28 protein-coding genes are annotated in these 25,103 nt (G+C 73.5%); 12 read left to right on the forward strand and 16 right to left on the reverse strand.

Annotated elements, in window-relative coordinates:
- The first annotated feature begins 25 nt into the window (after positions 1–25).
- Positions 26–862: an SAM-dependent methyltransferase gene (locus UIS43_RS05080; protein WP_013153310.1), complete on the forward strand. Its 837-nt coding sequence runs from the start codon at positions 26–28 to the stop codon at positions 860–862.
- Between the two features lie 149 nt (positions 863–1,011).
- Here the strand turns inward: UIS43_RS05080 and UIS43_RS05085 are convergent, their stop codons facing one another.
- The 5 genes from UIS43_RS05085 to UIS43_RS05105 form a co-directional block, all read right to left on the reverse strand.
- Complete coding sequence (locus UIS43_RS05085; RefSeq protein WP_370012604.1) at positions 1,012–1,344, reverse strand: carboxymuconolactone decarboxylase family protein; 333 nt, start codon at positions 1,342–1,344, stop codon at positions 1,012–1,014.
- Positions 1,345–1,356: 12 nt separating this feature from the next.
- On the reverse strand, positions 1,357–2,148 hold the full coding sequence (gene pcaD, locus UIS43_RS05090; protein WP_013153312.1) for a 3-oxoadipate enol-lactonase: 792 nt from the start codon (positions 2,146–2,148) through the stop codon (positions 1,357–1,359).
- Between the two features lie 614 nt (positions 2,149–2,762).
- Positions 2,763–3,518 (reverse strand): 3-oxoadipate--succinyl-CoA transferase subunit B, encoded by a 756-nt coding sequence (locus UIS43_RS05095; RefSeq protein ID WP_013153313.1) that lies wholly within the window; start codon positions 3,516–3,518, stop codon positions 2,763–2,765.
- Positions 3,515–4,345: a CoA transferase subunit A gene (locus UIS43_RS05100; RefSeq protein WP_013153314.1), complete on the reverse strand. Its 831-nt coding sequence runs from the start codon at positions 4,343–4,345 to the stop codon at positions 3,515–3,517. Before UIS43_RS05100 ends, UIS43_RS05095 begins: the two co-directional genes overlap by 4 nt.
- Positions 4,346–4,688: 343 nt before the next feature.
- Positions 4,689–5,357 (reverse strand): sulfotransferase family protein, encoded by a 669-nt coding sequence (locus UIS43_RS05105; protein ID WP_013153315.1) that lies wholly within the window; start codon positions 5,355–5,357, stop codon positions 4,689–4,691.
- 301 nt (positions 5,358–5,658) lie between these two features.
- Here UIS43_RS05105 and UIS43_RS05110 point away from each other — a divergent pair, with 301 nt between their 5' ends.
- Positions 5,659–6,462: an IclR family transcriptional regulator C-terminal domain-containing protein gene (locus UIS43_RS05110; protein WP_370012606.1), complete on the forward strand. Its 804-nt coding sequence runs from the start codon at positions 5,659–5,661 to the stop codon at positions 6,460–6,462.
- Between the two features lie 180 nt (positions 6,463–6,642).
- Here the strand turns inward: UIS43_RS05110 and UIS43_RS05115 are convergent, their stop codons facing one another.
- The gene (locus tag UIS43_RS05115; protein WP_041552717.1) at positions 6,643–7,167 is read right to left on the reverse strand and encodes a CGNR zinc finger domain-containing protein; all 525 of its coding nucleotides are present in this window, start codon (positions 7,165–7,167) and stop codon (positions 6,643–6,645) included.
- Between the two features lie 25 nt (positions 7,168–7,192).
- Here UIS43_RS05115 and UIS43_RS05120 point away from each other — a divergent pair, with 25 nt between their 5' ends.
- Positions 7,193–7,360: a hypothetical protein gene (locus UIS43_RS05120; protein ID WP_019611479.1), complete on the forward strand. Its 168-nt coding sequence runs from the start codon at positions 7,193–7,195 to the stop codon at positions 7,358–7,360.
- A 20-nt stretch (positions 7,361–7,380) separates the two neighbouring features.
- Here UIS43_RS05120 and UIS43_RS05125 read toward each other — a convergent pair whose 3' ends face one another.
- Entirely contained in the window at positions 7,381–7,785 is a 405-nt protein-coding gene (locus tag UIS43_RS05125; protein WP_013153319.1) for an ACT domain-containing protein, read from the reverse strand.
- Between the two features lie 169 nt (positions 7,786–7,954).
- On the opposite strand from UIS43_RS05125, the gene UIS43_RS05130 reads away from it, so the two are divergent.
- Positions 7,955–8,836, forward strand: a complete 882-nt coding sequence (locus UIS43_RS05130; protein ID WP_370012607.1) for an aldo/keto reductase — start codon at positions 7,955–7,957, stop codon at positions 8,834–8,836.
- A gap of 295 nt (positions 8,837–9,131) precedes the next feature.
- Entirely contained in the window at positions 9,132–10,013 is an 882-nt protein-coding gene (locus UIS43_RS05135; RefSeq protein ID WP_013153321.1) for an aldo/keto reductase, read from the forward strand.
- A 107-nt stretch (positions 10,014–10,120) separates the two neighbouring features.
- Here the strand turns inward: UIS43_RS05135 and UIS43_RS05140 are convergent, their stop codons facing one another.
- A complete protein-coding gene (locus UIS43_RS05140; RefSeq protein ID WP_013153322.1) occupies positions 10,121–10,642 on the reverse strand; it encodes a GNAT family N-acetyltransferase in 522 nt (173 codons plus the stop codon).
- Positions 10,643–11,098: 456 nt separating this feature from the next.
- Between UIS43_RS05140 and UIS43_RS05145 the strand changes: the two genes are divergently transcribed.
- Together UIS43_RS05145 and UIS43_RS05150 are read left to right on the forward strand one after the other, a co-directional pair.
- Complete coding sequence (locus UIS43_RS05145) at positions 11,099–12,934, forward strand: glycoside hydrolase family 13 protein (protein WP_370012608.1); 1,836 nt, start codon at positions 11,099–11,101, stop codon at positions 12,932–12,934.
- Positions 12,935–12,995: 61 nt separating this feature from the next.
- A complete protein-coding gene (locus tag UIS43_RS05150) occupies positions 12,996–13,712 on the forward strand; it encodes a hypothetical protein (RefSeq protein WP_370012609.1) in 717 nt (238 codons plus the stop codon).
- 30 nt (positions 13,713–13,742) lie between these two features.
- Here UIS43_RS05150 and UIS43_RS05155 read toward each other — a convergent pair whose 3' ends face one another.
- Complete coding sequence (locus UIS43_RS05155; protein WP_071622168.1) at positions 13,743–14,501, reverse strand: thioesterase II family protein; 759 nt, start codon at positions 14,499–14,501, stop codon at positions 13,743–13,745.
- 287 nt (positions 14,502–14,788) lie between these two features.
- Between UIS43_RS05155 and UIS43_RS05160 the strand changes: the two genes are divergently transcribed.
- Entirely contained in the window at positions 14,789–15,280 is a 492-nt protein-coding gene (locus UIS43_RS05160; protein ID WP_370012611.1) for a hypothetical protein, read from the forward strand.
- 84 nt (positions 15,281–15,364) lie between these two features.
- On the opposite strand, the gene UIS43_RS05165 is transcribed toward UIS43_RS05160, so the two are convergent.
- A complete protein-coding gene (locus UIS43_RS05165; protein WP_117198823.1) occupies positions 15,365–15,649 on the reverse strand; it encodes a hypothetical protein in 285 nt (94 codons plus the stop codon).
- A 58-nt stretch (positions 15,650–15,707) separates the two neighbouring features.
- Here UIS43_RS05165 and UIS43_RS05170 point away from each other — a divergent pair, with 58 nt between their 5' ends.
- Positions 15,708–16,343, forward strand: coding sequence for a hypothetical protein (locus UIS43_RS05170; RefSeq protein WP_041552720.1), 636 nt, complete (start codon positions 15,708–15,710; stop codon positions 16,341–16,343).
- Between the two features lie 45 nt (positions 16,344–16,388).
- On the opposite strand, the gene UIS43_RS05175 is transcribed toward UIS43_RS05170, so the two are convergent.
- The 5 genes from UIS43_RS05175 to UIS43_RS05195 all read right to left on the reverse strand — a co-directional run bounded on the left by UIS43_RS05175 (position 16,389) and on the right by UIS43_RS05195 (position 21,637).
- Complete coding sequence (locus tag UIS43_RS05175; RefSeq protein ID WP_013153329.1) at positions 16,389–16,706, reverse strand: L-rhamnose mutarotase; 318 nt, start codon at positions 16,704–16,706, stop codon at positions 16,389–16,391.
- 225 nt (positions 16,707–16,931) lie between these two features.
- Positions 16,932–17,999, reverse strand: coding sequence for a rhamnose ABC transporter substrate-binding protein (gene rhaS, locus UIS43_RS05180; protein WP_013153330.1), 1,068 nt, complete (start codon positions 17,997–17,999; stop codon positions 16,932–16,934).
- A complete protein-coding gene (locus tag UIS43_RS05185; protein WP_370012613.1) occupies positions 17,996–19,117 on the reverse strand; it encodes an ABC transporter permease in 1,122 nt (373 codons plus the stop codon). The genes rhaS and UIS43_RS05185 overlap by 4 nt, the downstream gene beginning before the upstream one ends.
- Positions 19,101–20,123 (reverse strand): ABC transporter permease, encoded by a 1,023-nt coding sequence (locus UIS43_RS05190; RefSeq protein ID WP_013153332.1) that lies wholly within the window; start codon positions 20,121–20,123, stop codon positions 19,101–19,103. The genes UIS43_RS05185 and UIS43_RS05190 overlap by 17 nt, the downstream gene beginning before the upstream one ends.
- Positions 20,120–21,637, reverse strand: a complete 1,518-nt coding sequence (locus tag UIS43_RS05195; protein WP_013153333.1) for a sugar ABC transporter ATP-binding protein — start codon at positions 21,635–21,637, stop codon at positions 20,120–20,122. The genes UIS43_RS05190 and UIS43_RS05195 overlap by 4 nt, the downstream gene beginning before the upstream one ends.
- A 280-nt stretch (positions 21,638–21,917) precedes the next feature.
- Here UIS43_RS05195 and UIS43_RS05200 point away from each other — a divergent pair, with 280 nt between their 5' ends.
- The 3 genes from UIS43_RS05200 (at position 21,918) to UIS43_RS05210 (ending at position 24,083) form a co-directional block, all read left to right on the forward strand.
- Positions 21,918–22,967, forward strand: coding sequence for a LacI family DNA-binding transcriptional regulator (locus UIS43_RS05200; RefSeq protein ID WP_013153334.1), 1,050 nt, complete (start codon positions 21,918–21,920; stop codon positions 22,965–22,967).
- Between the two features lie 108 nt (positions 22,968–23,075).
- Positions 23,076–23,657, forward strand: coding sequence for a hypothetical protein (locus UIS43_RS05205; protein WP_358170749.1), 582 nt, complete (start codon positions 23,076–23,078; stop codon positions 23,655–23,657).
- A 96-nt stretch (positions 23,658–23,753) separates the two neighbouring features.
- Entirely contained in the window at positions 23,754–24,083 is a 330-nt protein-coding gene (locus UIS43_RS05210) for a DUF3140 domain-containing protein (protein WP_071622173.1), read from the forward strand.
- Between the two features lie 361 nt (positions 24,084–24,444).
- Here the strand turns inward: UIS43_RS05210 and UIS43_RS05215 are convergent, their stop codons facing one another.
- Positions 24,445–25,086, reverse strand: coding sequence for a hypothetical protein (locus tag UIS43_RS05215; RefSeq protein WP_071622174.1), 642 nt, complete (start codon positions 25,084–25,086; stop codon positions 24,445–24,447).
- Positions 25,087–25,103 lie beyond the last annotated feature (17 nt).

Consider the following 25,103-nt stretch of genomic DNA (forward strand, 5'->3'; position numbering starts at 1 on the left):
TCACTTCATCGGATGGGTATCCTTCATGGCCGATCACTTCCCCCCCAACATCGACATGGAAACCCCCAGCATCGCACGCATGTACGACTACCTCCTGGGGGGTAAGGACAACTTCGAGGCCGACCGCAAGGCCTGCGAGGCACTCGCGGACGGTATCCCCGAACTGGTCGCCTTCGCCAACGACAACCGCGCCTACCTCTCGCGCGCGGTGGAGTACGTGGCGGCCCAGGGGGTGGAGCAGTTCCTCGATCTGGGGGCCGGGCTGCCCACCGCCAACAACACGCACCACGCCGCCCAGCAGGCCAACCCGCGGGCCCGGGTGGTCTACGTCGACCACGACCCCATCGTGCTCGCGCACGGCCGGGCGCTGATCAGCGACAGCGGGCAGACCTCGTTCCTGCTGGCCGACATCCGCGACACCGAGGAGATCCTGAGCTCCCCCGAGACCACCAGGCTCATCGACACCGACCTGCCCGTGTGCGTGATGCTGGTCTCGCTGCTGCACTGCATCCCCGACGACAGCGACCCCTTCGGCATGGTGCGCGCCCTCATGGACCGCCTGGCCCCGGGATCGTGTCTGATCTCCTCCCACATCGTCTCCGACGATCCGGCCTCCGCCGTGTGGATGACCGACAAGATCCTGTCCTTCGGCACCCCGTGGGGCCGGGTGCGCAGCCCCGAGGAGGCCTCGGCGGTCTTCGACGGCCTGGACCTGGCCAGCCCCTGGACCGACGGGCGCGACGGGGGCCCGCGCGCGGTGGACTGCGCCACCTGGCGCCACCCGGACATCGACCCGGTGTTCCGTCCCGCCGACCCCAAGGTCAAGCTGTGGGAGCTGGCTGGCGTGGCCTTCAAGCGCTGACCCGGCGGCCCGGCGCGACGTGGCCCGCACCCGACCGGGTGTGTCCGGGTGGAGGACCCCGGTCGGCGTCGCGCCGTGGACCTCGCGTCCCCGGGCCGGATGCGCGAGGGCGCTGGTCAGCGCACGACCCTGACCAGCGCCCCTCACCTCTACCCGTCCTGTTCGGCGAGGACCTCCCGGGCGATGCCGAGGGCCCGGTCGGCGGCGGGCACTCCGCGGTAGACGGCGGACTGGAGGAACACCCCGCCGGTCTCGTCGGGCTCCAGCCCGTTGCGCAGGGCAGTGCGCACGTGCATGGCCAGCTCGTCCCAGTGCCCGTGCGCGACCAGCGCGGTGAGCACCACGCGGCTGCGGGTGCGGCGGTCCAGGCCCGGACGGGCCCAGAACTCGCCCCAGGCGTAGCGGGTGATGAGGCCCTGGAACGGTTCGGTGAAGCCGGTCGTGCGCGCCCGGGCCCGGTCCACGTGCTCGTCGCCCGGCACGGCGCGGCACACCTACGTCCCCGCTCCGTGGCGGTCGGCGGACGCGAAGTGCTGGGCGAGCAGGGTGTTGACCTCGGCGCTGCGCTGCCAGGACAGCAGGTGCGCGGCCTCCTCCAGGACCACCAGGCGCGCGCCGGGGACGCGCTCGGCGATCAGCTCGGCGTTCCCGGCGGGCGGCGTGGAGGGGTCGTCGGCCCCGGCGACGACCAGCGTGGGCGCGCTGATCCGGTGCAGGTCCTCACGCACGTCGTGGGTCTCGATGGCCTCGCAGCAGCCCGCGTACCCCTCCGGCGCGGTGGCGGCGACCTGGTCCCGCAGCACGGCGACCTCGGCCGGGCGGTCCTCGGCGAAGGCCGGGGTGAACCAGCGCTCCACCACCGAGTCCGCCACGGCCCCGGTGCCCTCGGCGCGCACCAGCGCGGCGCGGTCCCGCCAGTTCCGGGCCGGGCCCATGTGGGGGGAGGTGGCCAGCAGGGCCAGACGGTCGATGCGTCCGGGGTGGTGGACGGCCAGCCACTGGCCGACCATGCCGCCGATGGACAGCCCCGCGTAGTGGGCGCGTTCGATGCCCAGCCGGTCCATCAGCGCGATGACGTCGCCGCCCAGGTCGGCCATGCTGTAGGGCCCCTCGGGAACGGGTGAGTCACCGTGTCCGCGGTGGTCGAAGCGGATCACCCGGAAGACGGTCGAGAGGGCCTCCACCTGCGGGTCCCACATCCGCGTGGTGGTGCCCAGGGAGCCGCCGAGCAGCAGGGGCGGCGCGTCGGCCGGTCCGCTCTCGGTGTGGTGCAGGTCAACGCTCATCGAATCCTCGTGTTCCTTCGTCGCTGTGGGTGGTTCCCGTGCGGCCGGTGTCGGCCATGGGACCGCCGCCTCCCCCGTGGTCGGCACCCGCCGCGCGCTCAGTCCGCGCGACCGGTGCCGTCCCCGGGGCCGGTGTCGGCCGCCTCGCCGGTCCTACCCGATCCTGCGCGGGTGACCCGGTCGGTGAACACCGAGGCCGAGCCCAGGTACCGGGCCGTGCACGATGACGCGCCGGCCCGGGGCTCCCCCTCGTGCTGGCGGGCGGGGGCGTGGTCGAGACTGCCGGGCGGTCCTGGCCCAAGAGGGCGCGGTGATCCCGGTGGACGCGTGCGGGAGCGGGGTGGGCGGGCGCCGGGGTTGGCGCGGGGCGGTGCTCCCGTAGCCGGGGGAGTCCAGCGGCGGGTGGCCGTCGTGGTCGCGGATGTAGCCGGGCATGTACAGCCCGGGCGCCGGGCGAGCCTCGTCGGACGGGGTGGGGCATGGCGGTGTTCCGTCTCGTGCGGCTCCGGCCTCGCGACCGCCGCTGGGGGGCGGGGAGGTCTGTCCGGTCTGGAGGGCGGGCCGTCCCAGCCGGTCCCGGCGGCGCGGACGGGACCGGTGCCCGCGCGCGTCCCTCAGGCGGCCCCGGTCAGGGAGCGCACCACCGCCAGCTCCCCACCCGTGGGCTCGGGGGTGACGGCGAGGTCGTCGGCCACGGCGAGGTCCCAGCCGGTGGCCTCGCGGACCGCGTCCGCCTCCACGCCCGGGTGCACACCGGTCAGGACGAGTTCGCGGGTGAGGGGGTCGGGTTCGAGCACGCCGAGGTCGGTGATCACCCGTACCGGACCGGCGCCGCGCAGGCCCAGGCGTTCGCGGTCGCCGGGGCCCGAGCCGTGGCCGACCGAGGTGACGAAGTCGACCTTCTCCACGAGGGCGCGGCGGCTGTGCCGCATGATGACGACGACCTCGCGGCAGGAGGCGGCGATCTCGGGGGCGCCGCCCGCCCCGGGCAGGCGCACCTTCGGGTCTGCGTAGTCGCCGATGACGGTGGTGTTGATGTTGGCGTACCGGTCGATCTGGGCGGCGCCCAGGAAGCCGACGTCGATCCGTCCGGCCTGGAGCCAGTAGTTGAAGACCTCGGGGACCGAGACCACGGTGTCGGCGGTGTCGGCGAGGACGCCGTCGCCGATGGACAGCGGCAGGTGGTCGGGGACGGCGCCCAGGGTGCCGGACTCGTAGACCATCCACAGGCCCGGCGCGTGGGTGCGGCGGGCCACGTTCGCGGCGGTGCTGGGCAGGCCGATGCCGACGAAGCAGGACATCCCGTCGCGCAGCGAGCGCGCCGCGGTGACGGTCATGATCTCGTCGGAGGTCCAGGGCGCGGCGGTCACAGGCCCCTCCCGGCGGGCTCGACCGGGGCGGGGGCCCTGGTGAGCTCCTCCAGCCAGGCGGTGAAGGCTCCGCGGTCGCGGCCGACGGCGTCCCAGGCCCGGTAGGCCTCGTTGTCGCGCTCGTAGTAGCCGTGGGCGTAGGAGGGCGCGGCACCGCCGGGGACGACGCTGACCCGGTCGACCACGCGCGCGGGCAGGACGACCTGGCCGGGGACGGGGTCGAGGGTGTCCACGACCTCCTCGACGGTGGCCAGGGCGCGGTCGGCGGCCAGGACGGCCTCCTTCTGGATGCCGGTGATGCCCCACAGCTGCACGTTGCCGCGGCGGTCGGCGCGCTGGGCGTGCACGATGGTGACGTCGGGGTTCAGGGCGGGCACGGCGGCCAGTTCCTGTCCGCTGAAGGGGCAGGTGACGGACCTGATGTTGGGGTTGTCGGCGACCAGGTCGGTGCCGGAGTAGCCCCGCAGGATGGCGAAGGGCAGGCCGGAGGCGCCCGCGACGTAGCGGTTGGCCATTCCGGCGTGGCTGTGCTCCTCGATCTCCAGGGGCACGGGCCAGGAGGAGGTGACGGCGTCGCGGAAGCGGTGCAGCGAGCCGACCCCGGGGTTGCCGCCCCAGGAGAAGACGAGCTTGCTGGCGCATCCGGCGCCGATGAGCTGGTCGTAGACGATGTCGGGTGTCATGCGCACCAGCGTGAGGTCGCGCAGGCCCTGGCGGATGATCTCGTGCCCCGCCGCCACGGGGATGAGATGGGTGAACCCCTCCAGTGCGACGGTGTCGCCGTCGTGGACCAGCTCGCGTACCGCCTCGTCCAGGGGCACGATCATGGAGCACTCCTGTTCGGCTGCCGAATGGTTGTTCTCAGAGCGAACATCCCGGCTATGACGGTAACGCCGTTCCCGAGCGTGGTCAAGGCACGCGTGAGGACCGCACCGTGCGTGCGGTGGAGGGAATCACGAGGGGCCGGCCGTCCGACCCGGACGGCCGAACGGCCGCCTCCAGCGGCGCAGCAGCGGGGCGGCGGGCCCTCCTCGGACCGGGGGCGCCTGCGGCAGGAACCCGGCCGGAGTCCGGCGCCGCACCGGACGGACGGCTCGCCGAGACGCCACGAAGGCCAGGCGCCGGGACCGGGCTCAGGCGGCGCGGAGCCCGGCCAGAGGGGGCTTCCGGTCAGGTCGCGGGTTCGCCGCGGCGCCACCTCTCGTGCTTGGCGCGCATCTCCTCAGTGTCGTTGAGGCGGGGGAAGGGCTCGTCGGGGACGTCGGCGCCCAGGAAGGCGCACAGGCGCTCCCACCCCTCCCCTGCCCGGTACACCAGCAGCCGGTCGGCCGGGACCTCCGCGACCACACGGGCCGTGTGCCGCTCGAAGGCCGCCACCGCGGTCGCCTCATCGGGGTTCCCGCCGGAGGGGACCCCGAAGTGCGAGAGCCACATGCGGTCCAGAAGGGGGAGGATCGTGCCCAGCAGGGGCGGAACCCCCGCTCCGGTCGGCTTGCCTCCGGCCTCGCTCACGATCTTGAAGATGGTCGCGCGCATGCTCTCGTACCACCGGTGCGGGTCGCGGACGGTGAGCAGGATCCTCGCGTCCGGGAAGGCGTCGGCGAGTTCGCGCCAGAAGAACGACAGCGGCCAGTCCACGCCCGAGCGCCAGCCCTCCAGCAGGCGCGCCCAGTCCACCTCCCCGGCGGGGGTGTCCGCGATCCCGGCCCAGCGGGCCGCCAGGTCCGAGGAGTCCAGCACCTCGGACATGTGGTGGCAGGGGCCGAAGCCGAGCCGTTCCAGCGCGGCCTTCACCGACGTCGTCCCGGTGCGCGGGAAGCCCGCTCCGATCACGTCCACCGTCGTCCCCCTCGGTCGTCGCAGGGCTTGGCGCCCGGAGCAGGGGCGCCCCCTGGTCACTTTCCGTTGTAGCACGAACACGCCGGGCGTGAGGGGCTGTCGCCGATATCCGGTCGGGACGGCCCCGGCGGGAGGCTGGTGGCGACCCGGCGGGAGGACCGCCCGCGCCGTCCGGGGGCGTCGGGGCGCCGGACGCCCCCGCGGTGCCCCGGGAACGGGCCCCGCCGCTCCGTCCGACCGGTGTGAGAACCTTTCCGGGGGCCGCGGCCAGTCGCCCCCGCAACCGAACCGGGAAGAGCAGATGCCGACCGAAGAAGAAGAGGCCCGCGGCGCCCACTTCGTGCAGTCCCTGGAGCGCGGCCTGACGGTCATCCGCGCCTTCTCCGCCGAGCGGCGCTCCATGACGCTCAGCGAGGTCGCGCGCGAGACCGACCTGACCCGCGCCGCCGCACGCCGTTTCCTGCTCACCCTGGTGGACCTGGGCTACGTGCGCACCGACGGCAGGCTGTTCTCGCTCACGCCGCGCGTGCTGGAGCTGGGTTACGCCTACGTGGCCTCCGCCGGGCTGCCCGACGTGGCCCAGCCCCACCTGGAGGACCTGTCCGCCCGGGTGCACGAGTCCGCCTCGGTGTCGGTGCTGGAGGGAGACGACGTGCTCTACGTGGCGCGTGTGGCGACCTCACGGATCATGGCGGTGGCCATCCGGGTGGGCACCCGCTTCCCGGCCTCGGCCACCTCGATGGGCCGGGTGCTGCTGGCCGGGCACGACGACCGGAACCTGGACGCCTACCTCGCGCGGGTGGAGCTGGCTCCGCTGACCCGGTTCACCATCACCGACCCGGCCGAGCTGCGCGCCGAGCTGGAGCGGGTGCGCGAGCAGGGTTACGCCATCGTCGACCAGGAGCTGGAGGAGGGCCTGCGCTCGCTGGCCGCGCCCATCCGCGACGGCTCGGGCCGGGTGATCGCGGCCGCGAACGTGTCCGCGCACGCCAACCGGGCCTCGATCGAGGAAGTGCGCCGCGACCTGCTGCCCGCGCTGCTGGAGACCACCGCGCGCATCGAGGCCGACTTGGCCTCGGTGGCGCGCCGCGACGCGGGTTCCTGATTCCCCACCCTGCGGTTGCGAGCCGCCCGGCGACGCGGGAGCCCTCCCGGCGAGGGCCTGGCCGGTGGCGCCCGAATCGCATCCGCCGCGACGCGGGAGGCCTCGGCGAAGGTCTGGTGGCGCCCTGAACGTCCCCGCCGCGACGCGGGCCCCGGGGCGGACGGTCGGCCGGGCCGCGCGTCAGGTCCGGGCCGCCCGGGCACGGTGGCGCCGGACGGCGTCGCGGTTGCCGCAGGCGGGCGAGCAGTAGCGCTGGCGCCCGCCGCGCGAGAAGTCGGCGTAGACGCGGTCGCAGCCGTGCGCCGCGCACCGGCCGAGCCGGTCCATGCCCCGGCCGGTCAGGTGCAGGGCGGTGCCGACGGAGACCAGCGCGGCCACCTGACGGTGGGCGGGCAGCAGGTCGGGGCGGTAGTGCAGGTGCCACCCGGTACCCGCGTGGTCGGTCAGGCGCGGGGCGGCGGAGAACTCGATGAGCAGCGGGTTGAGCCGTTCTGCGCGGGCGGGCGCGTCGGGGGCGTCCACCACCCGCGTCCAGCGCCTCAGGAACTCACCGACGGCGGCCACGTCGTCCTCGCCCACGGGGCGTTCGAGGAGGAAGCCCACTCCCGCGCAGCGGCGCTCCAGGTCCGACACACCGCTCAGCGGCCGGTTGACCAGGTCCACGGCCAGGGTCACCGGATCCTCGCCGTAAGGGTTGAGATGCATAATGCCATTACACCAGACTGGCCCGATGCACACACGGCACGAACACCACTGGACCACCGAGTCGGACCACACCACCAGCGAGGGCGTCGTCGCCTACCAGCGCTGCGCGTGCGGGGGGCGCAGGGTGATCCTGACCCGGGCCTTCGGGCTGCTCCAGGACGACCTGGCCTCGGTCGGCCCCGCGCGGGGGTGAGCCGGCGCGGTGGCGTGGGCTCAGCAGCCCCCTTCGGAGCCGAGGAGGGCCCGCAGCACCGCCACCGCCCGCTCCCCCGCCTCCTCGGGCACGAACACGTGGTCGTGGTGGAAGCCGGACACCACGTCGCACGGCAGACCGGCTCCGGTCAGCGCGGCGGCCACCGCCGCCACCAGAGCCACCGCCTGGGCCCCGGCGGGGGCCTCCAGCGTGATCCAGGCGAGCGCGTCGTCGTGGGGCAGCCCGGCCGCGTCGGCCTCCTCACGCGGGCACACCACGGTCAGGGCCTCGTCCTCGGCCACCGTGACCACCGGGCGCACCCCCTCGGGCAGGGACGCGCGGTCCGGCACGGTGGTGAAGACGTAACCGCCCGGGCGCAGCCGGACCCGCGTTCCCGCCAGCAACCGCTCCAGCTCCCCCGCCACCCGGTCCCCCTCCCCGGCGCACCCGTGGCGCCTTGCGGGCGCGCGCCGCCTCCTGAGATCCTGCCCGCAACACCGCCGGGAACGCGAATCCACGCATATGGGAACCGTGCGGCGCCCCCCACCTGGAAGTTCTGAGCACACGGCCCCAGCGCCGTCCGGAAGGGACACCGTGACCGACCTACACGCCACACCACACATCGCCCGGGAGTCGGGAACCTTCGCCATCGGCGGCGACCTGCCGGTGCACCGCCTGGGCTTCGGGGCGATGCGCATCGTCGGCGAGGGGGTGTGGGGGCCGCCCCGCGACCGCGACGAGGCGCTGGCCGTGCTGCGGCGCGCGGTCGAGCTGGGCGTGAACTTCATCGACACCGCCGACTCCTACGGCCCCCAGATCAGCGAACAGCTGATCCGCGAGGCGCTCTACCCCTACGCCGACGACCTGGTCATCGGCACCAAGGCGGGTTTCGCGCGCACCGGACCGGCCCAGTGGCACATACTGGGCCGCCCCGAGTACCTCAAGCAGCAGGTGGAGCTGAGCCTGCGCAACCTGGGGCTGGAGAGGATCGACCTGCTCCAGCTGCACAGGATCGACACCCAGGTGCCGCTGGCCGACCAACTGGGCGCCCTGGTGGAGCTGCGCGAACAGGGCAAGATCCGCCACATCGGACTGAGCGAGGTGACGGTGGACGAGCTGTCCGCCGCCCGCGCGGTCACGCCGGTGGCGTCGGTGCAGAACCAGTACGCGCCGTCGTTCCGCCAGTCCGAGGACGTGCTGGAACAGTGCGAGAGGGACGGGACGGCCTTCCTGCCCTGGGCTCCGGTCGGGCGCGGCGAGCTGGCGGGGCCGGGTTCCCCGCTGACCGCGATGGCGGCTGAACACGGGGTGACCCCGGTGCAGCTGTCCCTGGCCTGGCTCCTGCACCGCTCGCCGGTCATGCTGCCGATCCCGGGCACGTCGCGGGTGGCGCACCTGGAGGAGAACACGGCCGCCGCCGCGGTGCGGCTGACGGAGGCCGAGACCGAGCGCATCAGCCAGTACCTGGGCACCTGATCCGGGTTCCTCCGGGACCGCGTCGCGGACTCCGGGCCCCGGGGGTCCGCGGCGGGGCCGCCCGCACCGGACGGGCGGCGGGCACCGGGCAAAAGCACCGTTGACGGACTTCCTCCCCCACGGGGGCCGCGCGGAGTCGGGATTGGGCTCCGACGCGCCCCGTGGTTGCTTGCGACCGGTCCCACCTGCTGAGATTCTTCCCGGGACACCGCCGGAGGCCCGGTCTCGCGCGTCCCCGCCCGGTTCCCGCCCCGGCTCCGCACGCTCGGCCCAGCGCCGTCCGGAAGGAACCCTCATGACCGACGTACACACCGCACCGCACACCGCCCGGGAGTCGGGAACCCTCGTGATCGGCGGCGACCTGCCGGTGCACCGCCTGGGCTACGGCTCGATGCAGCTCGTCGGCCCGGGGGCGTGGGGCCCGCCCCGCGACCGCGACGAGGCGCTGGCCGTGCTGCGGCGCGCGGTCGAGCTGGGCGTGAACTTCATCGACACCGCCGACTGCTACGGACCCCAGATCAGCGAGCAGCTGATCCGCGAGGCGCTGCACCCCTACCCCGAGGACCTGGTCATCACCACCAAGGTGGGCTTCGCCCTCACCGGGCCGGGTGAGTGGCACCCCCTGGGCCGCCCCGAGTACCTCAAGCAGCAGGCGGAGCTGAGCCTGCGCAACCTCGGCGTGGAGAGGATCGACCTGCTCCAGCTGCACAGGATCGACACCCAGGTGCCGCTGGCCGACCAGCTCGGCGCCCTGGTGGAGCTGCGCGAACAGGGCAAGGTCCGCCACATCGGAATGACGGGGGTGACCCTGGAGCAGCTCTCGGCGGCCCGCGCGATCACACCGGTGGCGTCGGTGCAGAACTGGTACGGTCCGATCTCGCGCAAGTGCGAGGACGTGCTGGAACAGTGCGAGAGGGACGGGACGGCCTTCCTGCCCTGGGCTCCGCTGGGACGCGGCGAGCTGGCGGGGCCGGACTCTCCCCTGGCCCCGCTGGCCGCCGAGCACGGGGTCACCCCGGCGCAACTGGCGCTGGCCTGGCTGCTGCACCACTCGCCGGTCATGCTGCCGATCCCGGGCACGTCGCGGGTGGCGCACCTGGAGGAGAACACGGCCGCCGCCGCGATCAGGCTGTCGGAGTCCGAGACCGAGCGCATCGCCAAGTTCCTGGACGGCTGAGCCCGTGAACGCGTGCGGCCCCGCCGGGAGACCGGCCGGGCCGCACGTGTCCGGAGCGGGCGGCGTCCGCCGCCCCACGGGGGCCGGCGGCGGGCCGTTCGCCCGGTTCAGCTCGGGCGCAGGCGAAAGACCTGGAGGCGCATGTCGTAGTACTTCTCGGTCTCGCCGACCCACTCCATGCCCAGTCTGCGCGCCACGGCCATCGCCCGCTCGTTGTTGGGACGCGCGACCGCGAAGACCTCCTCGATGCCCTGTTTGAACGCCCACGCGATGATGGCCTGGCTGGCCTCGGTGGCGTACCCCTGGCCCCACACGTCGGGACGCAGCACCCAGGACAGTTCGAAGTCCTCCTCGAAGGGCGGCAGGAGCTTGAGCGAGAGCCCTCCCACGAGCTGGCCGTCCTCCTCGCGGACGATGGCCCAACGCCCCGCGGGCGGAATCAGGTTGGGCCCCGCCTCGACCCAGGCGTGCAGAACCAGGCGCATCGCGTCGGTGTCGTGCACCGGATGCCATTCCGGCGTCAGCCAGTGCGCGACCTCGTCGGCCCCGTAGATGCGCAGGGCCTCCTCGGCGTCGTCCAGCTGCCACTCCCGGATGAGGAGTCGGTCGGTCGGCAACTCAAGGCTCATGTCACCACCGTAACCCGGGACAAACCACCACGACAGGGGGGAAGGGCAACAGACTCGGCATCCGGCCGGAGGGGCGCACCCCCGTCCGCCGACCCGTCCGTGTCCGCGGACGCCGAGCCCCGCGAACAGGACCCGAACCGGTCCGTCACGACCCCTTTACACCGCGTATCGCGGCCGTTAAGGTGACCAGCACGTCTGGGAGCGCTCCCAGACGGACGGCCCCGAAACGCACCCGCCGACCCGCCTACGACGCCCGCGGAGCCGCCCCCGACCCCCTGGGGCCTCATGCGCGGGACGCCGCCGGGAAGCACCATGCGCCACAAGACCCGGGCTGGTGCTTAAAGGATTCGCGACGCCCGACTCCCGTTGCGATACTGACCAGTCCGGACCGGACCCCGCCGCCCACGCGGCGGGGTCCGCTCACGTGTCAGCACCCCGCAGCCCAGGAGCCGCCCCATGAAGTTCGTCCGCGACCCCCACCACGACGGATCCCCCGACCACGTCAGCGTCGGGGAGGGCCGGGCGCGACTGCGCGTGCGCGTGCCCGGAGGCGCGGACGCGGTGTACGCCCGCGTGGTGGAGGACGGCGAGGGCGTCACCTTCCGGGCGGAGAGGACGCACGCCTCGGACGGCGCCGTCTGGTTCGAGGCGAGTGTGCCGCTGCGCCCGGTGGTGACCAACTACCGGTTCGCGATCGTGCGCGGCACCGAGTACACCTGGCTCAACCAGGAGGGCGTCCACGGACACGAGGTGACCGACGCGGCGGACTTCCGGCTGATCGACGGTCCCCCGCCGCCCGCGTGGGTTCCGGGCACGAGCGTCTACCAGATCTTCCCGGACCGCTTCGCCCGCGACGACGACTCCGTCGAGCCCCCGGCCGAGCACCCCGACTGGGCGCTGCCCCGCTCCTGGGACGACGAGCCCTCCGCCTTCGGGCTGACCGCGACCCGCGAGTACTTCGGCGGCACGCTCGACGGGGTCCGCCGCCGCCTGGACCACCTGGCCGCGCTGGGCGTGGAGGTGGTCTACCTGACCCCCGTCTTCCCGGCGCGCTCCACGCACCGCTACGACGCGGCCACCTTCTCCGAGGTGGACCCGCTGCTGGGCGGGGACCGGGCCCTGCGGGAGCTGGCGCGGGCCGCGCACGAGCGCGGCATGCGGGTGATGGGCGACCTGACCACCAACCACACCGGGGACGCCCACGAGTGGTTCCTGGCGGCTCGGGCCGACGCGGACTCCGCCGAGGCGGGGTTCTACCACTTCACCGACCACCCGGACGGCTACGTGGGCTGGCTGGGTGTGCCCAGCCTGCCCAAGCTGGACTACTCCTCGGCCGAACTGCGGCGCAGGGTCTACGGCGCCGACGACTCGGTGCTCGTGGGCTGGCTGACCGGGCCGGACGCGCTGGACGGATGGCGCGTCGACGTGGCCAACATGACCGGGCGCAACGGCGCGCAGGACCTCAACCGCGAGGTCTCCGGGGAGATCGCGGCGCGGATGCGCGAGGTGGACGACCGGCGGGGCGGCGACGGTTCGTGGCTGCTGGCCGAGCACTTCCACGACGCGGGCCCCGACACCCACCACGACGGGTGGCACGGGGTGATGAACTACGCCGGGTTCACCCGGCCGGTGTGGACCTGGCTGAACACCGCGCCCGAGCACGTGCGCTACCTGCGCACGGACTCGCCGCTGCCGCGCAGCGGCGCCGAACAGGCGGTGCGGGCGATGCGCGCGACCAACGCCGGGCTGCCGTGGCGGGTGCTGACGCACAGCGTGAACGCGCTGAGCACGCACGACTCGACGCGCTTTCGGACCGTGGTGGGCGGCGACGCCGACCGGCACGAGGTCGGGGTGGCGGCGCAGGTGACCCTGCCCGGCGTGCCGTTCGTGTTCGCGGGCGACGAGATCGGCATGGAGGGCGTGGACGGGGAGAACGCCCGCAGACCCATGCCCTGGCACCGGCCCGAGGCGTGGGACACGGGGACGATGGAGGCGCACACCCGGCTGCTGGCCCTGCGCCGGGAGCTGCCCGCGCTCCAGACCGGCGGCCTGCGCTGGTTGGACGCGGGGCCCCATCACATGACGTTCCTGCGCTCGCTCGAAGGCCGGGTGGTGCTGGTGCACCTGGCCGACGGACCGCACGAGGGACTGTCCGCGGCCCTGGCCGACCTGGACGTCTCGGACCTGGAGGTGCTCGCCCGGGGCGGCGGGGCGCGGGCGGCCCTGGAGGGCGCGGAGCGGGTGGAACTGGCGGCGGACGGGCCCGGCTACGTCATCGCGGCCGGGAGCTGACGCACCGGACCGGGGCGGCGTGACGGGTTCCGCGCCGCCCCGGCAGGAGTTGGGGAGAGGGATGGAACGGGTGGCGGGGCGACCGGGCTCGGGAACGGGCGGCGATGACGGCCGTGCGTGGGACGCGCGGTTGGGCTGGGCGTACGGACTGACGGCGGACGATCCCGCCGAACGCGCCGCGGCCCTGCTCCGCCTCGCTGAGGCCCGGGAGAACGTCAGGGCGGCCGTCACCCGGTTCAACGAGTGGTTGCGGACCCCGGTCCCCGGGGACCGGGAGGGGCACCGGAAGGCGGAGTACCTCAAGGCCTACGCGCCGGTCCAGGAGTCCCAGGGGTACTTGCTGCCCGATGCGTTGTGGAACCGTCCCCGGGGGGACGTCCGGGCATGGCCCGGCCTCCCGTACGCGCTGCTCTACCTGGAGTGGGAGGCGAAGTACCCGCGGGAGTGGACCCGGCACGCCAAGAAGTGGGGCACGAAGGAGCGCCTCGTGCGCGACGTGGCGGTGGCCGGGCACGACGAGGCGGTCAGGGCCAGGCTCAGCGACCTGGTCGAGACCGTCGTCCGGCGGCGTTACCGCTGCAAGGACCGCGAGTACGTGCGGGTGGCCCGCGTCCTGGACGGTGAGGACCTGCGCGCCAGGCTGACGGCGGCCGCCGGGTCGGACCATCCGTGGGCGCGCCGCCACGCCGCCTACGTCCTCTGGCTCCTCGACCGCCCCGGGGTACCCGACACGCGCAGCGTCTGGCGGACGTGGAACACCGAGGAGTTCCGGGGCTGAACCGGCGACGCACGCCGCGGGACAGCGTGTCTAGACCTCCTGGGGCAGGGCGGCCTGGACGTCCTTGACGATCCGGGCGACCACGTCGCCGGTCCGGCCGACGAAGTAGAAGTGCTCGCCGGGCAGGATGTGGCGCTCCACCGGCCCCGAGGCGCGGCCGTCCCAGGCGGCGAGGCGCTCGGGCGTGACGCCGGGGTCGTCCCGGCCACCGAAGACCGACAGCGGCGTCCGCAGCGGCGGGGCGTCCGGATCCGGGCGCCAGGTGTCGACGAGTTCGAGGTCGGCGCGGATCAGCGGCTCCACGAGCTTCCACTGCTCGGGGTCGTCCAGGGAACCGACGGCGGTCCCGCCCATGCGGGCGATGCTCCGACGCAGCCGCTCGGAGGACAGCAGGTGCCGGGGATCGTCGTGTTCGGGCCCCGGGGCCGGACTCCACGCCGACACCCCGAGCCAGGCGGGGTCGGCGGGGCCGTCGGCGGCCAGCAGGGCGGTCAGTTCGTGCGCCAGGAGCGCGCCCATGCTGTGGCCGAAGAACCCGAAGGGGCGGTCCAGTTCGGGGGCCAGGTGCGCGCGCAGGTGGCGGGCGAGTTCTCCGGCGTCGCGGAAGGGCTCCTCCGCCGCCGTCCGGCCGCGTCCGGGCGCCTCCACCAGGCACACCTCCCAGTCGGCCGGGAAGTGGCGCACCCAGGGCCGGTAGCCCAGGGAGGATCCGCCCGCGTGGTGCAGCAGGAAGATCCGGAAGCCTGCCCGGGGAACGGGTCGGGGCCGGATGAGGACGCCCTCGTGCACTGCCTGTTTCCTCGCTGTCCGTGTCCGGGTGCGGCCGTACGGCCACCGCAACAGAGCAAAGCTACCAGTCGGTAGTACCAGTGGGTAACAACGCGCCCCGTCCCGGGCACGCTCCCCCCGCCCTGGAACACGCCCCCCCTACCCGCGCAACACGCGGGAACACCCGGCTCCTCCGCCGCCGGAGAGGCCGCGAAGAACACCGTCACCGTCCCGCGTCCGCCGGAAAACCACTCGCCGGGACACGGGGGCCACCGGCACACTGGGGGCTTTGTCACAAGGAGGCCCCGATGGGTACGCGTGCGCTGCCCCCGACCCTGCGCCACCGGGGGTTCGGCCTCCTCCTCGCGGGCAGGGGCTCCGGCGAACTCGGCTCGGCGATGCTGCCCGTGGCCGTGGTCGGCCTGGTGCTGGCCGGACACGGACCGCTGCTCCTGGGCCTGGTCCTGGGCGCGCGGTGTGGCATGCCCGCCTGGCTGCTGCTGACCGGCTACGCCGTCACCGGCACGGGCTTCATGCTCCTGGGCGTGTACTGGCACACCGCCCTGCAACGGGCGATCCCCCAGGACCTGCTCAGCGTGGTGATCAGCGTCGACGAGGTGGGCAGCTTCGCGCTGGAACCGGCCGGGTACGCGCTGGCCGGGGCCCTGGCCCAAACCGTGGGGCCGCGCCCCGTGCTGGTCGGCGCGGCCGTGGCCGGGCTGGTGACCACGCTCGTACCGCTGGCCGTTCCCGGCGTCTCCCGCCTGGCCGACCCGGACCGACCGGCCGCCGCGCTCTGACGACACACGGGACACACCGGCCACACGCTTTCCCAGCCCGCCGCGGGGGGAGGCTCGACGCCGGTCCTCCCCCGCCGGGCCGCCTCAGACCGAACGGTCGACGCGGCCCCTCACCAGCCCCAGGGCCGCCGCCGCGGAACGCCGCACCCCGGCGGCCAGCCCGGACAGCCGACGGCGCCACACGGGCACCCCGAGGTCCTCCCCCGGCTCCACGGCCGTTCCGGCCGCCTCGTCCGTCCCGGCGGCCCCGGCCTGGGCGGCGCGCTCACGCAACCGGTCCCTGACCTGTTCGGGGGTGTAGGCACGGCGCTGCCGCTGGTCCCGCGCGATCACCGCGCCGGTCGCCGCGACGCCCACGAAAGCGGCCACTCCAAGGGCCTTCCACCAACGCATGTTCCCTAGGCTAGTGGGTGTGGCAGACACGAGCATGTCCCTGAACGAGGCGCTGGAGCTCACCCGGACCGGTGACGTCTGGGTCTTCCGCGGCACGAGCGCGGCCGACCGCGCCATCCAGATCACCACGAACAGCCCGGTCAACCACGTCGGCATGTCCATCGTGGTCGAGGACCTGCCGCCGCTGATGTGGCACGCCGAACTCGGCCGGTCCCTGCCCGACGTGTGGACCGGCAGGCACCAGCGCGGCGTACAGCTGCACGACCTGCGCGACGCCGTCCTGGTGTGGGGCCGCAAGTACGGCCAGCGCGGCTGGCTGCGCCAGCTCGACCCCCTGGCGGACGGCGCGATGGAGGACGCCGCCCTGCGCACGGTCGCCCGGCTCAACGGCACCCCCTTCCCCTCCACCACCCAGATGGCCGCCCGCTGGGCGCGCGGACGCCTGCCCCTGCGCAAGCTGCCCTTCGGGAGGGGCGCGCGCGAGCGCGCGCTGGAGACCGCCTACTGCGCCGAGGTGATCGCCCTGACCTACGAGGCCATGGGCCTGCTGCCCTCGGGGCGCCTGCCCGGGTACTACGACCCGGGGCGGTTCTGGAGCGGCGACGACCTGGAGCTGGAGGGCGGCGCGTCGCTGGGCGGGGAGATCCGCGTGGACCTGCCCGCCGAGTGACCCCGAACGCCCGGAGGGAGGGGCCCGGCACCGGGCCCCTCCCCGTCAGGCGAGGTGGAAGACCTCGGTCAGCGGCACCATGCCCTCGTCGGGACGGCCGGGCAGGCCCTCGAAGAACGGCGCCATCTCGGCCTGCCAGCGGGCGTTGACGTCGGTTTCGGCCATCGCGGCGCGGGCGGCCTCGAAGTCCTCGGTCTCCAGGTAGCCGACGACCATGCCCTCCTCGGTGCAGAACAGCGAGTAGTTGTGCCAGCCGGTGGCGCTGAGGGCCTCGCGCATCTCCGGCCACACCTCGGCGTGCCGTTCCCGGTACTCGGCGAGGCGTTCCCGGCGGACCTTGAGGATGAAGCAGACGCGCTGCACGGACGTCCTTCCTGTGGGACGGATACGGATGAGGCGCGACAGACCATGACGGTTCTGTGCGAAGTGGTACGGATTGCGGCACGTCGGGCCGGGCGGAGTCGCCCGGGCCCGGTTTCCGTGTGCCGGACGCCCCCCGGAACGGCTCCGGGACCGGGGAGCGCGCCCGACCGCGGAGGCTCCCCGTGTCCGGGGTGCCGCCCTCGGGGGCGGCACCCGGGGACGGGGTCAGAAGTCGAAGTCGTCCACGTTCCCGGCGTCGAAGACCTGCGGCGGGCCGAGCACGATCTCCCCCTCGGTCTCGAAGGTGAACTCGCCCAGGCGTCCGGCCGTGAAGGTCTCGCCCTCGGCGCCGGTGATCTGTCCGGCCCTGAGCGCCGCGCCGGTGTACCCGGCCAGGTAGCCCAGGTCGAGCGGGTTCCACAGGGCGAACCGCCCCACGGTGCCGTCGTGCACGAACTCGCGCATCTGGTTGGGCGTGCCCAGGCCGGTGACGGCCACCTCGCCCCGGTACTCGGAGTCGCTGACGTAGCGGGCCGCCGCGGCGATGCCGACCGTGGTCGGCGAGACCACGCCGTCCAGGTCGGGGTGGGACTGCATGAGGCCCTGCATCTCCTGGAAGGACTCCAGGTCGTCGTCGTTGCCGTAGACGGTCTCGACCAGCTCCAGGTCGGCGTACTCCTCCTCGGCCAGCACCTCCTCCATCGCCGCGATCCAGGCGTTCTGGTTGGTGGCGTTGGGGGTGGCCGACAGCACCGCGAAGGTACCCTCGCCGCCCAGGTCCTCGGCGATCATCTCGACCAGGGTGCGGCCGATGAGCTCGGTGGAGGACTGGTTGACGAACACGTCGGTGCAGTTGGCGTCGGAGTCGTAGCCGACGATGGCCGCGCCGTTGTCGCGGGCCTCGTTGAGCGCGGGGCAGACCGCGTCGGGGTCGTTGGCGGCGATCACGATGACGTCGCTGCCCGCCTGGCTGGCCGCGTTGACGTACTCCACCTGGGAGTCGGCCGTGGCCTCGGTGCCGCCGCGCTCGGTGGCCGTTCCGCCGACCTCCTCGACGGCCTCGGCGCCGCCCTGGTTGACGATCTCGAAGAAGGGGTTGTTGAGCTGCTTGGGCAGGAAGTCGATCTTCAGGCCCTCGGGGATCCGCGCGTCCGGGTCGGCGGTCCCGGTCGGCCCGGTCTCGTTCTCCTCCTGGGCGTCCTCGATGGTGGTGCCCCCGCCGCAGGCGGCGGTCATCAGCACCGCGAACGCGGACGCGGCCAGGAGCAGGTGGCGTGGGCGGCCCTGGGTCATGAGTGTTCTCCCTTGGTGGGGGCGGACGCGGCGGACGGTGCCGCGTCCGGGGGTGAGGAGGGGCTGGGTCCGGACGCGCGTCTGGCGCGCATCCGGGCCACGAGGTTGGGGGTGACGACGGAGGCGATGAGGATGAGGCCGGTGACGATCTGCAGGACCTCGCTGCTGATGCCGAACAGCTGGAGGGCGTTGCGGATGGCGCCCAGCAGCACGACGCCGCTCAGCACGCCCAGGACCGAACCGACCCCGCCGAAGATGGACACCCCGCCGAGCAGGACGGCGGCCACGACCTGGAGTTCCAGGCCGAGGGCGGTGTCGGCGCGGGAGGTGCCGTACTGCAGGGTCCAGAAGACCCCGGCCCCGGAGGCCACCGCGCCGCTGAGCGTGAACAGCCAGAACTTGGTCCAGCGCACCGGCACCCCGGTGAAGCGGGCGGCCTCGTCGTTGTTGCCGATGTCGAACAGCGAGCGGCCGACGGCGGTGGCGTGCAGCAGCACCCCGAACAGGACGGCCAGGGCCAGGATCGCCACGGCGATCCACGGCAGGCCCTCCACGCCCAGGAAGGGCGCCCGGGCGCCGCTGACCCAGCTCCGGGGGTAGCTGGCCACGGCGCGGTCGCCGAGCATCACGTAGGCCAGACCCCGGTACAGGGCCATGGTGCCGATGGTCACGGCCAGGGACGGCAGCCCGCACACGGTGACCAGGAACCCGTTGAAGGCGCCCAGCAGCGCGCCCGCGGCCAGACAGATCCACAGGGCCGTCTCGATGGCGACCCCGGCCTCCCACAGCACGCCCAGGGTGGCGCTGGTCAGCGCCAGGGTACTGGCCACCGACAGGTCGATCTCGCCGGTGATGACGATGAGCGTCATCGGCAGGGCCATCAGGGCGATGGCTGCCACGCTCAGCACCAGGAAGTCGATGTTGCGCGCGGTGGCGAACATGTCCACGAACAGCCCGGCGGCCAGCAGGGTGACCACGAGCGCGCCCACCACGGGCGCCTCGCGGGCCGAGAGCGGCGACCGGATCCGGCCGGGGCCGCCGGGGCCCCGCGCCGGGGCGCCCCCGGGAGCCCGGTCGGGGGCGGGGGCGGTGACGATGCGTTCAGGCGCCACGGGCACCTCCTCCTCGAAGCCTGCTCGCGGTGCGCACCGCGAGCAGCCGGTCCAGGCCGATGGCGGCCAGGATGAGCGCGCCCACCACCGCCTGGTGCCAGAACTGGTCGACCCGCCAGATGGGCAGGGCGGCGGTGATGGTGGTGAGCAGGACGGCGCCGAGCGCGGCGCCGTAGACGGTGCCCACGCCGCCCGCGATGGCCACGCCGCCGACCACGGCCGCGGCGACGACCTGGAGTTCCATGCCGGTGCCCACGGTGGAGTCGACGGTGCCGTAGCGGGCGGCGAAGAGCACCCCGGCCAGCCCGGCCAGGGCGCCGTTGGCGGCGAAGGCCCAGGTGACGCGGCGCGCGGCGGGGATGCCGGAGAGCCGAGCGGCGTCGGCGTCGGAGCCGATGGCGTACAGCTCGCGGCCCGAGCGGTAGCTGGCGAGGTAGAAGCCCACGACGGCGACCACGACGATGGCGACCGCGGCCGGCAGGGGCACGCCCAGGACGCTGAAGCGGCCCAGGAGCAGGAAGGAGTCGGGCATGTCGTGGGCGTTGACCTGCCCGCCCCCGGCCCACCAGTGGTTGAGGCCGCGGTAGGCGTACAGGGTGCCCAGGGTGACGACCAGGGCGGGAACCCGCACGGTGGTGACCAGCAGGCCGTTGAGCAGACCCGCGACCAGGCCGACGCCGACCCCGGCGAGCATCGCGACGGGCACGGGCAGGCCCGGGAAGGTCACGAACAGCAGGCCGGTGCCGAAGGCCGACAGGCCCATGACCGAGCCGACCGAGAGGTCGACGTTCCTGGTGATGAGGACCAGGGCCTGGCCGACGGCGAGGACGGACAGGACGGTGGCGCCCAGGAACAGGTCGCGCACGCCCTGGCTGGACAGGAAACCGGGGTTGTACAGCCAGGTGGCGGCCACGAGGACCACCACGGCCAGGAGCACGCCGAGTTCGCGGAACTGGAGCCCGCGGCGCGCGGCGGGAGCGGGGGTGGGGGCGGTGCTGACCGTGTTCGTCATGCGGCCTCGCTCGGCCGCTGTCCGGTGGCCGCGTACATGACCGACTCCTCGTCGGCCTCCGCGCGGTCCAGGTGGGCGGTGATCCGGCCCTCGTGCATGACCAGGACCCGGTCGGCCATGCCCAGGACCTCGGGGAGTTCGCTGGAGACCATGACGATGGCCAGCCCCCGGCCCGCGAGGGCGGACAGCAGGCGGTGGACCTCGGCCTTGGTGCCCACGTCGATGCCGCGTGTGGGCTCGTCCACGAACAGCACGCGGGGATCGGTGGACAGCCACTTGGCCAGGACGACTTTTTGCTGGTTGCCGCCGGAGAGGGTGGAGACGGGGTCGGTGAGGCGGCCGAACCTCAGGTTCAGGCGCTCGCCCCACTCGCGGGCGGAGTCGCGTTCGGCTCGGGGGCGCAGCAGCCCCAGGCGGCTGAGCGCTCGGCGGCGGGTGGCGGTGGCGTTGCGCTCGATGGAGGACTCCATGACCAGGCCCTGCTGGCGGCGGTCCTCGGGGACCAGGGCCAGCCCGGCGGCCATGGCGGCCCGGGGCCGCCCCGGCGCCAGCGGCCTGCCCTCCACCCGCACGGTGCCCGCGTCGTAGCGGTCCACGCCGAACACGGCGCGGACGACCTCGCTGCGTCCGGCGCCGACCAGCCCTGCCAGGGCGACGATCTCCCCGGCGCGCACCGAGAAGGACACGTCGGCGAACACGCCGTGGCGGGTCAGGCCGTCGACCTCCAGCAGGACCTCGCCGCGCTCGGCCTCCTCCTTGGGGTAGAGGCTGCTGACCTCGCGGCCGACCATGCGGCGCACGACGGTGTCCACGTCCAGGTCGCCGGTGGGGTCGCAGGAGACGAACGCGCCGTCGCGGACCACGGTGACGCGGTCGCACAGGGCGAAGACCTCGTCGAAGCGGTGGGAGATGAACAGCAGCGCCGCACCGGAGTCGCGCAGGGTGCGGGCGACGGTGAACAGGCGTTCGGCCTCCACACCGGACAGGGCGGCGGTGGGCTCGTCCATGACCAGGACCCGCGCCTGGCGGGTGAGGGCCTTGGCGATCTCCACGAGCTGCTGGTCGGCGATGGACAGCCCGCGTGCGGGGCGGTCGGGGTCCATGTCCACGCCCAGGCGCGCGAAGACCTCCCGGGTGTCGCGGCGCATGCGGCCGCGGTCGATGGTGCGCAGGCGGGTGCGGGGCTGGCGGCCGACGAAGATGTTCTCGGCCACCGACAGGTCGGGGAACAGCGTGGGTTCCTGGTAGATGACCGCGACCCCGGCGCGCTGGGCGTCCACGGGCGCGGCGAACTCCGCGGGGCGGCCGTCCACGAGCACCTGCCCGCCGTCCGGTCGGTGCACCCCCGCGATGGTCTTGACCAGGGTGGACTTGCCCGCCCCGTTCTCGCCCACCAGTGCGTGGATCTCTCCGGAGCGCAGTTCCAGGGACAGCCCCCGCAGGGCCCGGACGCTTCCGAAGGACTTGGTGACGTCGACCAGGGCGAGCGGTGGGGGGACCTCTGCTGGGTCCACGTGCGCCCTCCTTCTCCGTGCCGTGTCCGGCGTGGCGACCCCGAACATGGCAAAAACGTTTTAATATGAAGTGGATGTTAAGTGCCCCACATCACACCGTCAAGAGGATCACCCGAGAATTCGCAGGTCTCGCCCCGATAACGCCCCCCTTGAGGTAAGCCCTTTCCAGCACGCCACGGACCCCAGAGCACCTCGTCTCGGACAACGGATTGACACGTTTCAATCGGAGTGTGAGTACGATGCTTCGCATCGCCCTCCGCACACGCACGGGAGAAGCCCCTTGTCCACCAGGTCCCCCAACGCACGCCGAGGCGTGGGTATCACCGAGGTCGCCCGGCGCGCCGGGGTCTCGCCCGGAACCGTGTCCAACGTGCTCAACCGCCCCGAGCGCGTCGCCGAGGCCACCCGCCTGCGGGTCGAGGCGGCCATCACCGAGCTCGACTACGTGCGCAACTCCTCCGGCAGCAGCCTGCGCTCGGGCCGCAGCGAGTCCGTGGGGCTGCTCGTGCTGGACGTGACCAACCCGTTCTTCACCGAGGTCGCCCGGGGCGTGGAGGACGAGGCGGCCGGATCCGGGCTCGCCGTGGTGCTGCTCAACTCCGCCGAGAAGCGCGAGCGCCAGCAGCGCAACGTGCGCCTGCTGGCCGAGCAGCGCGCGGCCGGGGCCGTGGTGATGCCGGTGGACGACGACCTGTCGGACCTTCTGTGGCTGAGCCGCCAGGGGACCTTCTGGGTGGCCCTGGACCGGGGCGACGTCGCCGAGGACGTGGGGTGCAGCGTCAGCGTGGACAACCACGCGGGCGGGATGGCGGCCGGGAGGCACCTCATCGGGCTGGGGCACGAGACGGTGACCTTCCTGACCGGGCCGTTCGCCATCGAACAGGTCAGGCGCAGGCACGAGGGGCTGCGCGACGCCTTCACCGAGGCCGGGCTGGACCCGGACTCCTGCGTGCGGGTGGTCGAGCAGCCGCTGCTCAACCCCGAGCAGGGCGAGCGGGCGGTGGACGCGATCCTGGGCGGGGGGCCGCGGCAGCGGCCGCGGGCGGTGTTCTGCGCCAACGACCAGCTCGCGCTCGGCGTGATGAAGGGCCTGGGCCAGCGGGGCCTGCGGGTGCCCGAGGACATGTCGGTGGTGGGCTACGACAACGTGGACTTCGCCGACCTGGTGCACCCGGGGCTGACCACGGTGGCCCAGCCCAAATACGAACTGGGCCGGGCGGCGATGCGCCTGCTGGAGTCGGAGCTGAACCACGGCGAGCACGTCCACGAGCGGGTGCTGTTCACGCCGGAGCTGGTGGTGCGGGGTTCGACGGCGGTGTACCGGGACTGACCCGTGTTCCCTCGGTCCTGGGTTCTCCGTGCTTGCGGCCGTGGGAAAGCCCGGGCAAAAGCCCTGCTCAGGGTTGTAGCGGTCCGGCGGGAGGGGTAGTCGGCCCACATGGGCAAGGACGCGGACGACTACCGCAGGGACTACACCGACCCCAAGTTACGGGAGAGGCTCAAGGAGCGGATCAAGGCCTCGGACAAGGGCGGGGCCGCCGGGAAGTGGTCGGCGCGCAAGAGCCAGCTGCTCACCCAGGAGTACGAACGCGAGGGCGGCGGCTACCGGCACCCGGACCGCAGGAGCGGCGAACAGCGCGACCTTCGGAAGTGGACCGAGGAGGAGTGGCAGACGGCCTCCGGCGACGCGCGGGCGCGCGACAGCGGTTCCGAGGAACCCGGGGGCACCGACCGCTACCTTCCGCGCCACGCCTGGGAGCAGCTCAGTCCCCGGGAGCGGCGGCAGGCGCAACGCACCAAGCGCCGTGACGACGGACAGGGCAAGGGGCGTTCGCCGAACCCTCCGGCCGCGGAGTCGGCCCGCAGGTCCGTCGAACTGGACCGGCTGCCCGCCGCCGAGGCCGCCAAGAAGGCGCGGGGTATGTCCTCGAAGCAGGCCCGCAGCGCAGCCGAGCACGAGCGCGGGCACAAGGCCCGCAAGACCGTGCTACGCGTGCTCGACAGGCGCGCCGAGGGCTGACCGCGCAGGCGCGGACACAGGCGGAGGCACAGGCGGAGGCACAGCCGCGCCGAGGGCTGGCCGGGGAACGGACAACGGGGAGACGGGGGCGGGGACATGGACGAGAAGCAGCGGCGGCAGGTCCGGCAGGAGTTCGGCGAGGCGGTCAACATGACGCCCAAGGAGCTGGAGCGGTGGCTGGAGACCGACGAGTCGAAGTCCGTGGGCGAGGGCGACGGGGAGTCCAAGGGCCACCGCTCGGGGCGGCGGATCGTGGACATCCTGCACGCTTCGCAGGGTGATCTGAAGGAGGAGGACTACGAGCACATGCGCAAGGTCACCGGTTACGTGCACCGGCACCTGGCGCAGAAGCCGTCCGGGGACCCGAGCGAGACCCCGTGGCGGTACTCGCTGATGAACTGGGGGCACGACCCGCTCAAGGGCTGACGCGCCGCGCTGAGTGGCCTGTAGGTGCGAGACCCCCGTTCCAGGAGGCGGAACAGGGGTCTTGCCGTCTCGGGGGGAGAGCGCGGGGAAACCAGCTGCGGCCGCGAGGCGCGCAGTACCACCGCCCCGACAAGGGGTGGTCGGAATCTCCCTCGTTCACGAGGGAGAGGCAGTCAAGCGCCGGATCAACATGACCCGGAACCCGGCCGACGACTTCGACGACCCCACCGTGCCCGAGGGGCCGCTGCGCCCGAACGTGCTGTACCGCATCCACCCGTCCGCCCCTCGCGCGGGGAACTGACGTTCTCCACCGGACGATGACGGGCCCCTCCGCGCCGAGGATGACAGGAGAGGCCAGACCTCAGGCCGGGTACGCCTCCGCACGGCGCAGCAGCTCGGAGGGGTCGGCCCCGGGATTGAGCCCGGCCACGACCTCCTCGGTCAGCGGCCGTCCTTCGAACACCGCGCGTACCGCGTCGAGGTCCAGGGAACGCCCGTAGTAGTCCTGGAAGTGATCGTGGTGGTAGCGCGCGGAGTCGGCGGCGTACACGCCGCCCAGCAGCCAACCGGACCCGTCTCCCCGGTCTCCGGCGACACCGGTGCGCCAGGAGGCGTCCGCGGACAGGCGCCACAGCAGAGCGCTCACCGACAGCGCGTCCCCGCCGTTGAAGTCGGTGTCCGCCATGAGGAACACGAGTTCCCCGGGCAGGGCGTCGACCGTCCCCGGCCAGTGCTCCTCGTCGTTGGCGTAGGGGCTCATCTCCGACTCGTGGTCGAAGCAGCGGATGAGACCGGCCGTGTCCGAGAGCGCGATGGCGTACTCGTCCCCTCCCCCGTTGCTCATCGTCGCCAGGTCCCACCCCGGCCGCCAGTCGGGGGTGAAGTCGTACTTGCGATAGCGGTTGTCGGGAGCGATGAGGAACTCCAGCAGCGCCGTCCTGCGGGACAGGACGCGCAGGGCAGCGGGTTCGGGCAGGCGGAGGGCGGTCTCGGGCGCGTTCATGCCGGTATCGAAGCACA

This window comes from Nocardiopsis sp. LDBS0036, assembly GCF_041228755.1.
GTDB lineage: Bacteria > Actinomycetota > Actinomycetes > Streptosporangiales > Streptosporangiaceae > Nocardiopsis > Nocardiopsis dassonvillei.

Excerpts from the sequence above, each read along its gene's own strand:
- UIS43_RS05100 (WP_013153314.1), bottom strand. The coding sequence starts at position 4,345 with ATGATCGTGCCCCTGGACGAGGCGGTACGCGAGCTGGTCCACGACGGC.
- UIS43_RS05170 (WP_041552720.1), top strand. The coding sequence starts at position 15,708 with ATGTCCCTGAACGAGGCGCTGGAGCTCACCCGGACCGGTGACGTCTGG.
- UIS43_RS05080 (WP_013153310.1), top strand. The coding sequence starts at position 26 with ATGGCCGATCACTTCCCCCCCAACATCGACATGGAAACCCCCAGCATC.
- UIS43_RS05120 (WP_019611479.1), top strand. The coding sequence starts at position 7,193 with ATGCACACACGGCACGAACACCACTGGACCACCGAGTCGGACCACACC.
- rhaS (WP_013153330.1), bottom strand. The coding sequence starts at position 17,999 with ATGACCCAGGGCCGCCCACGCCACCTGCTCCTGGCCGCGTCCGCGTTC.
- UIS43_RS05135 (WP_013153321.1), top strand. The coding sequence starts at position 9,132 with ATGACCGACGTACACACCGCACCGCACACCGCCCGGGAGTCGGGAACC.
- UIS43_RS05150 (WP_370012609.1), top strand. The coding sequence starts at position 12,996 with ATGGAACGGGTGGCGGGGCGACCGGGCTCGGGAACGGGCGGCGATGAC.
- UIS43_RS05215 (WP_071622174.1), bottom strand. The coding sequence starts at position 25,086 with ATGAACGCGCCCGAGACCGCCCTCCGCCTGCCCGAACCCGCTGCCCTG.
- UIS43_RS05140 (WP_013153322.1), bottom strand. The coding sequence starts at position 10,642 with ATGAGCCTTGAGTTGCCGACCGACCGACTCCTCATCCGGGAGTGGCAG.
- UIS43_RS05210 (WP_071622173.1), top strand. The coding sequence starts at position 23,754 with ATGGACGAGAAGCAGCGGCGGCAGGTCCGGCAGGAGTTCGGCGAGGCG.
- UIS43_RS05115 (WP_041552717.1), bottom strand. The coding sequence starts at position 7,167 with ATGCATCTCAACCCTTACGGCGAGGATCCGGTGACCCTGGCCGTGGAC.
- UIS43_RS05145 (WP_370012608.1), top strand. The coding sequence starts at position 11,099 with ATGAAGTTCGTCCGCGACCCCCACCACGACGGATCCCCCGACCACGTC.
- pcaD (WP_013153312.1), bottom strand. The coding sequence starts at position 2,148 with ATGAGCGTTGACCTGCACCACACCGAGAGCGGACCGGCCGACGCGCCG.
- UIS43_RS05190 (WP_013153332.1), bottom strand. The coding sequence starts at position 20,123 with ATGACGAACACGGTCAGCACCGCCCCCACCCCCGCTCCCGCCGCGCGC.
- UIS43_RS05205 (WP_358170749.1), top strand. The coding sequence starts at position 23,076 with ATGGGCAAGGACGCGGACGACTACCGCAGGGACTACACCGACCCCAAG.
- UIS43_RS05110 (WP_370012606.1), top strand. The coding sequence starts at position 5,659 with ATGCCGACCGAAGAAGAAGAGGCCCGCGGCGCCCACTTCGTGCAGTCC.
- UIS43_RS05160 (WP_370012611.1), top strand. The coding sequence starts at position 14,789 with ATGGGTACGCGTGCGCTGCCCCCGACCCTGCGCCACCGGGGGTTCGGC.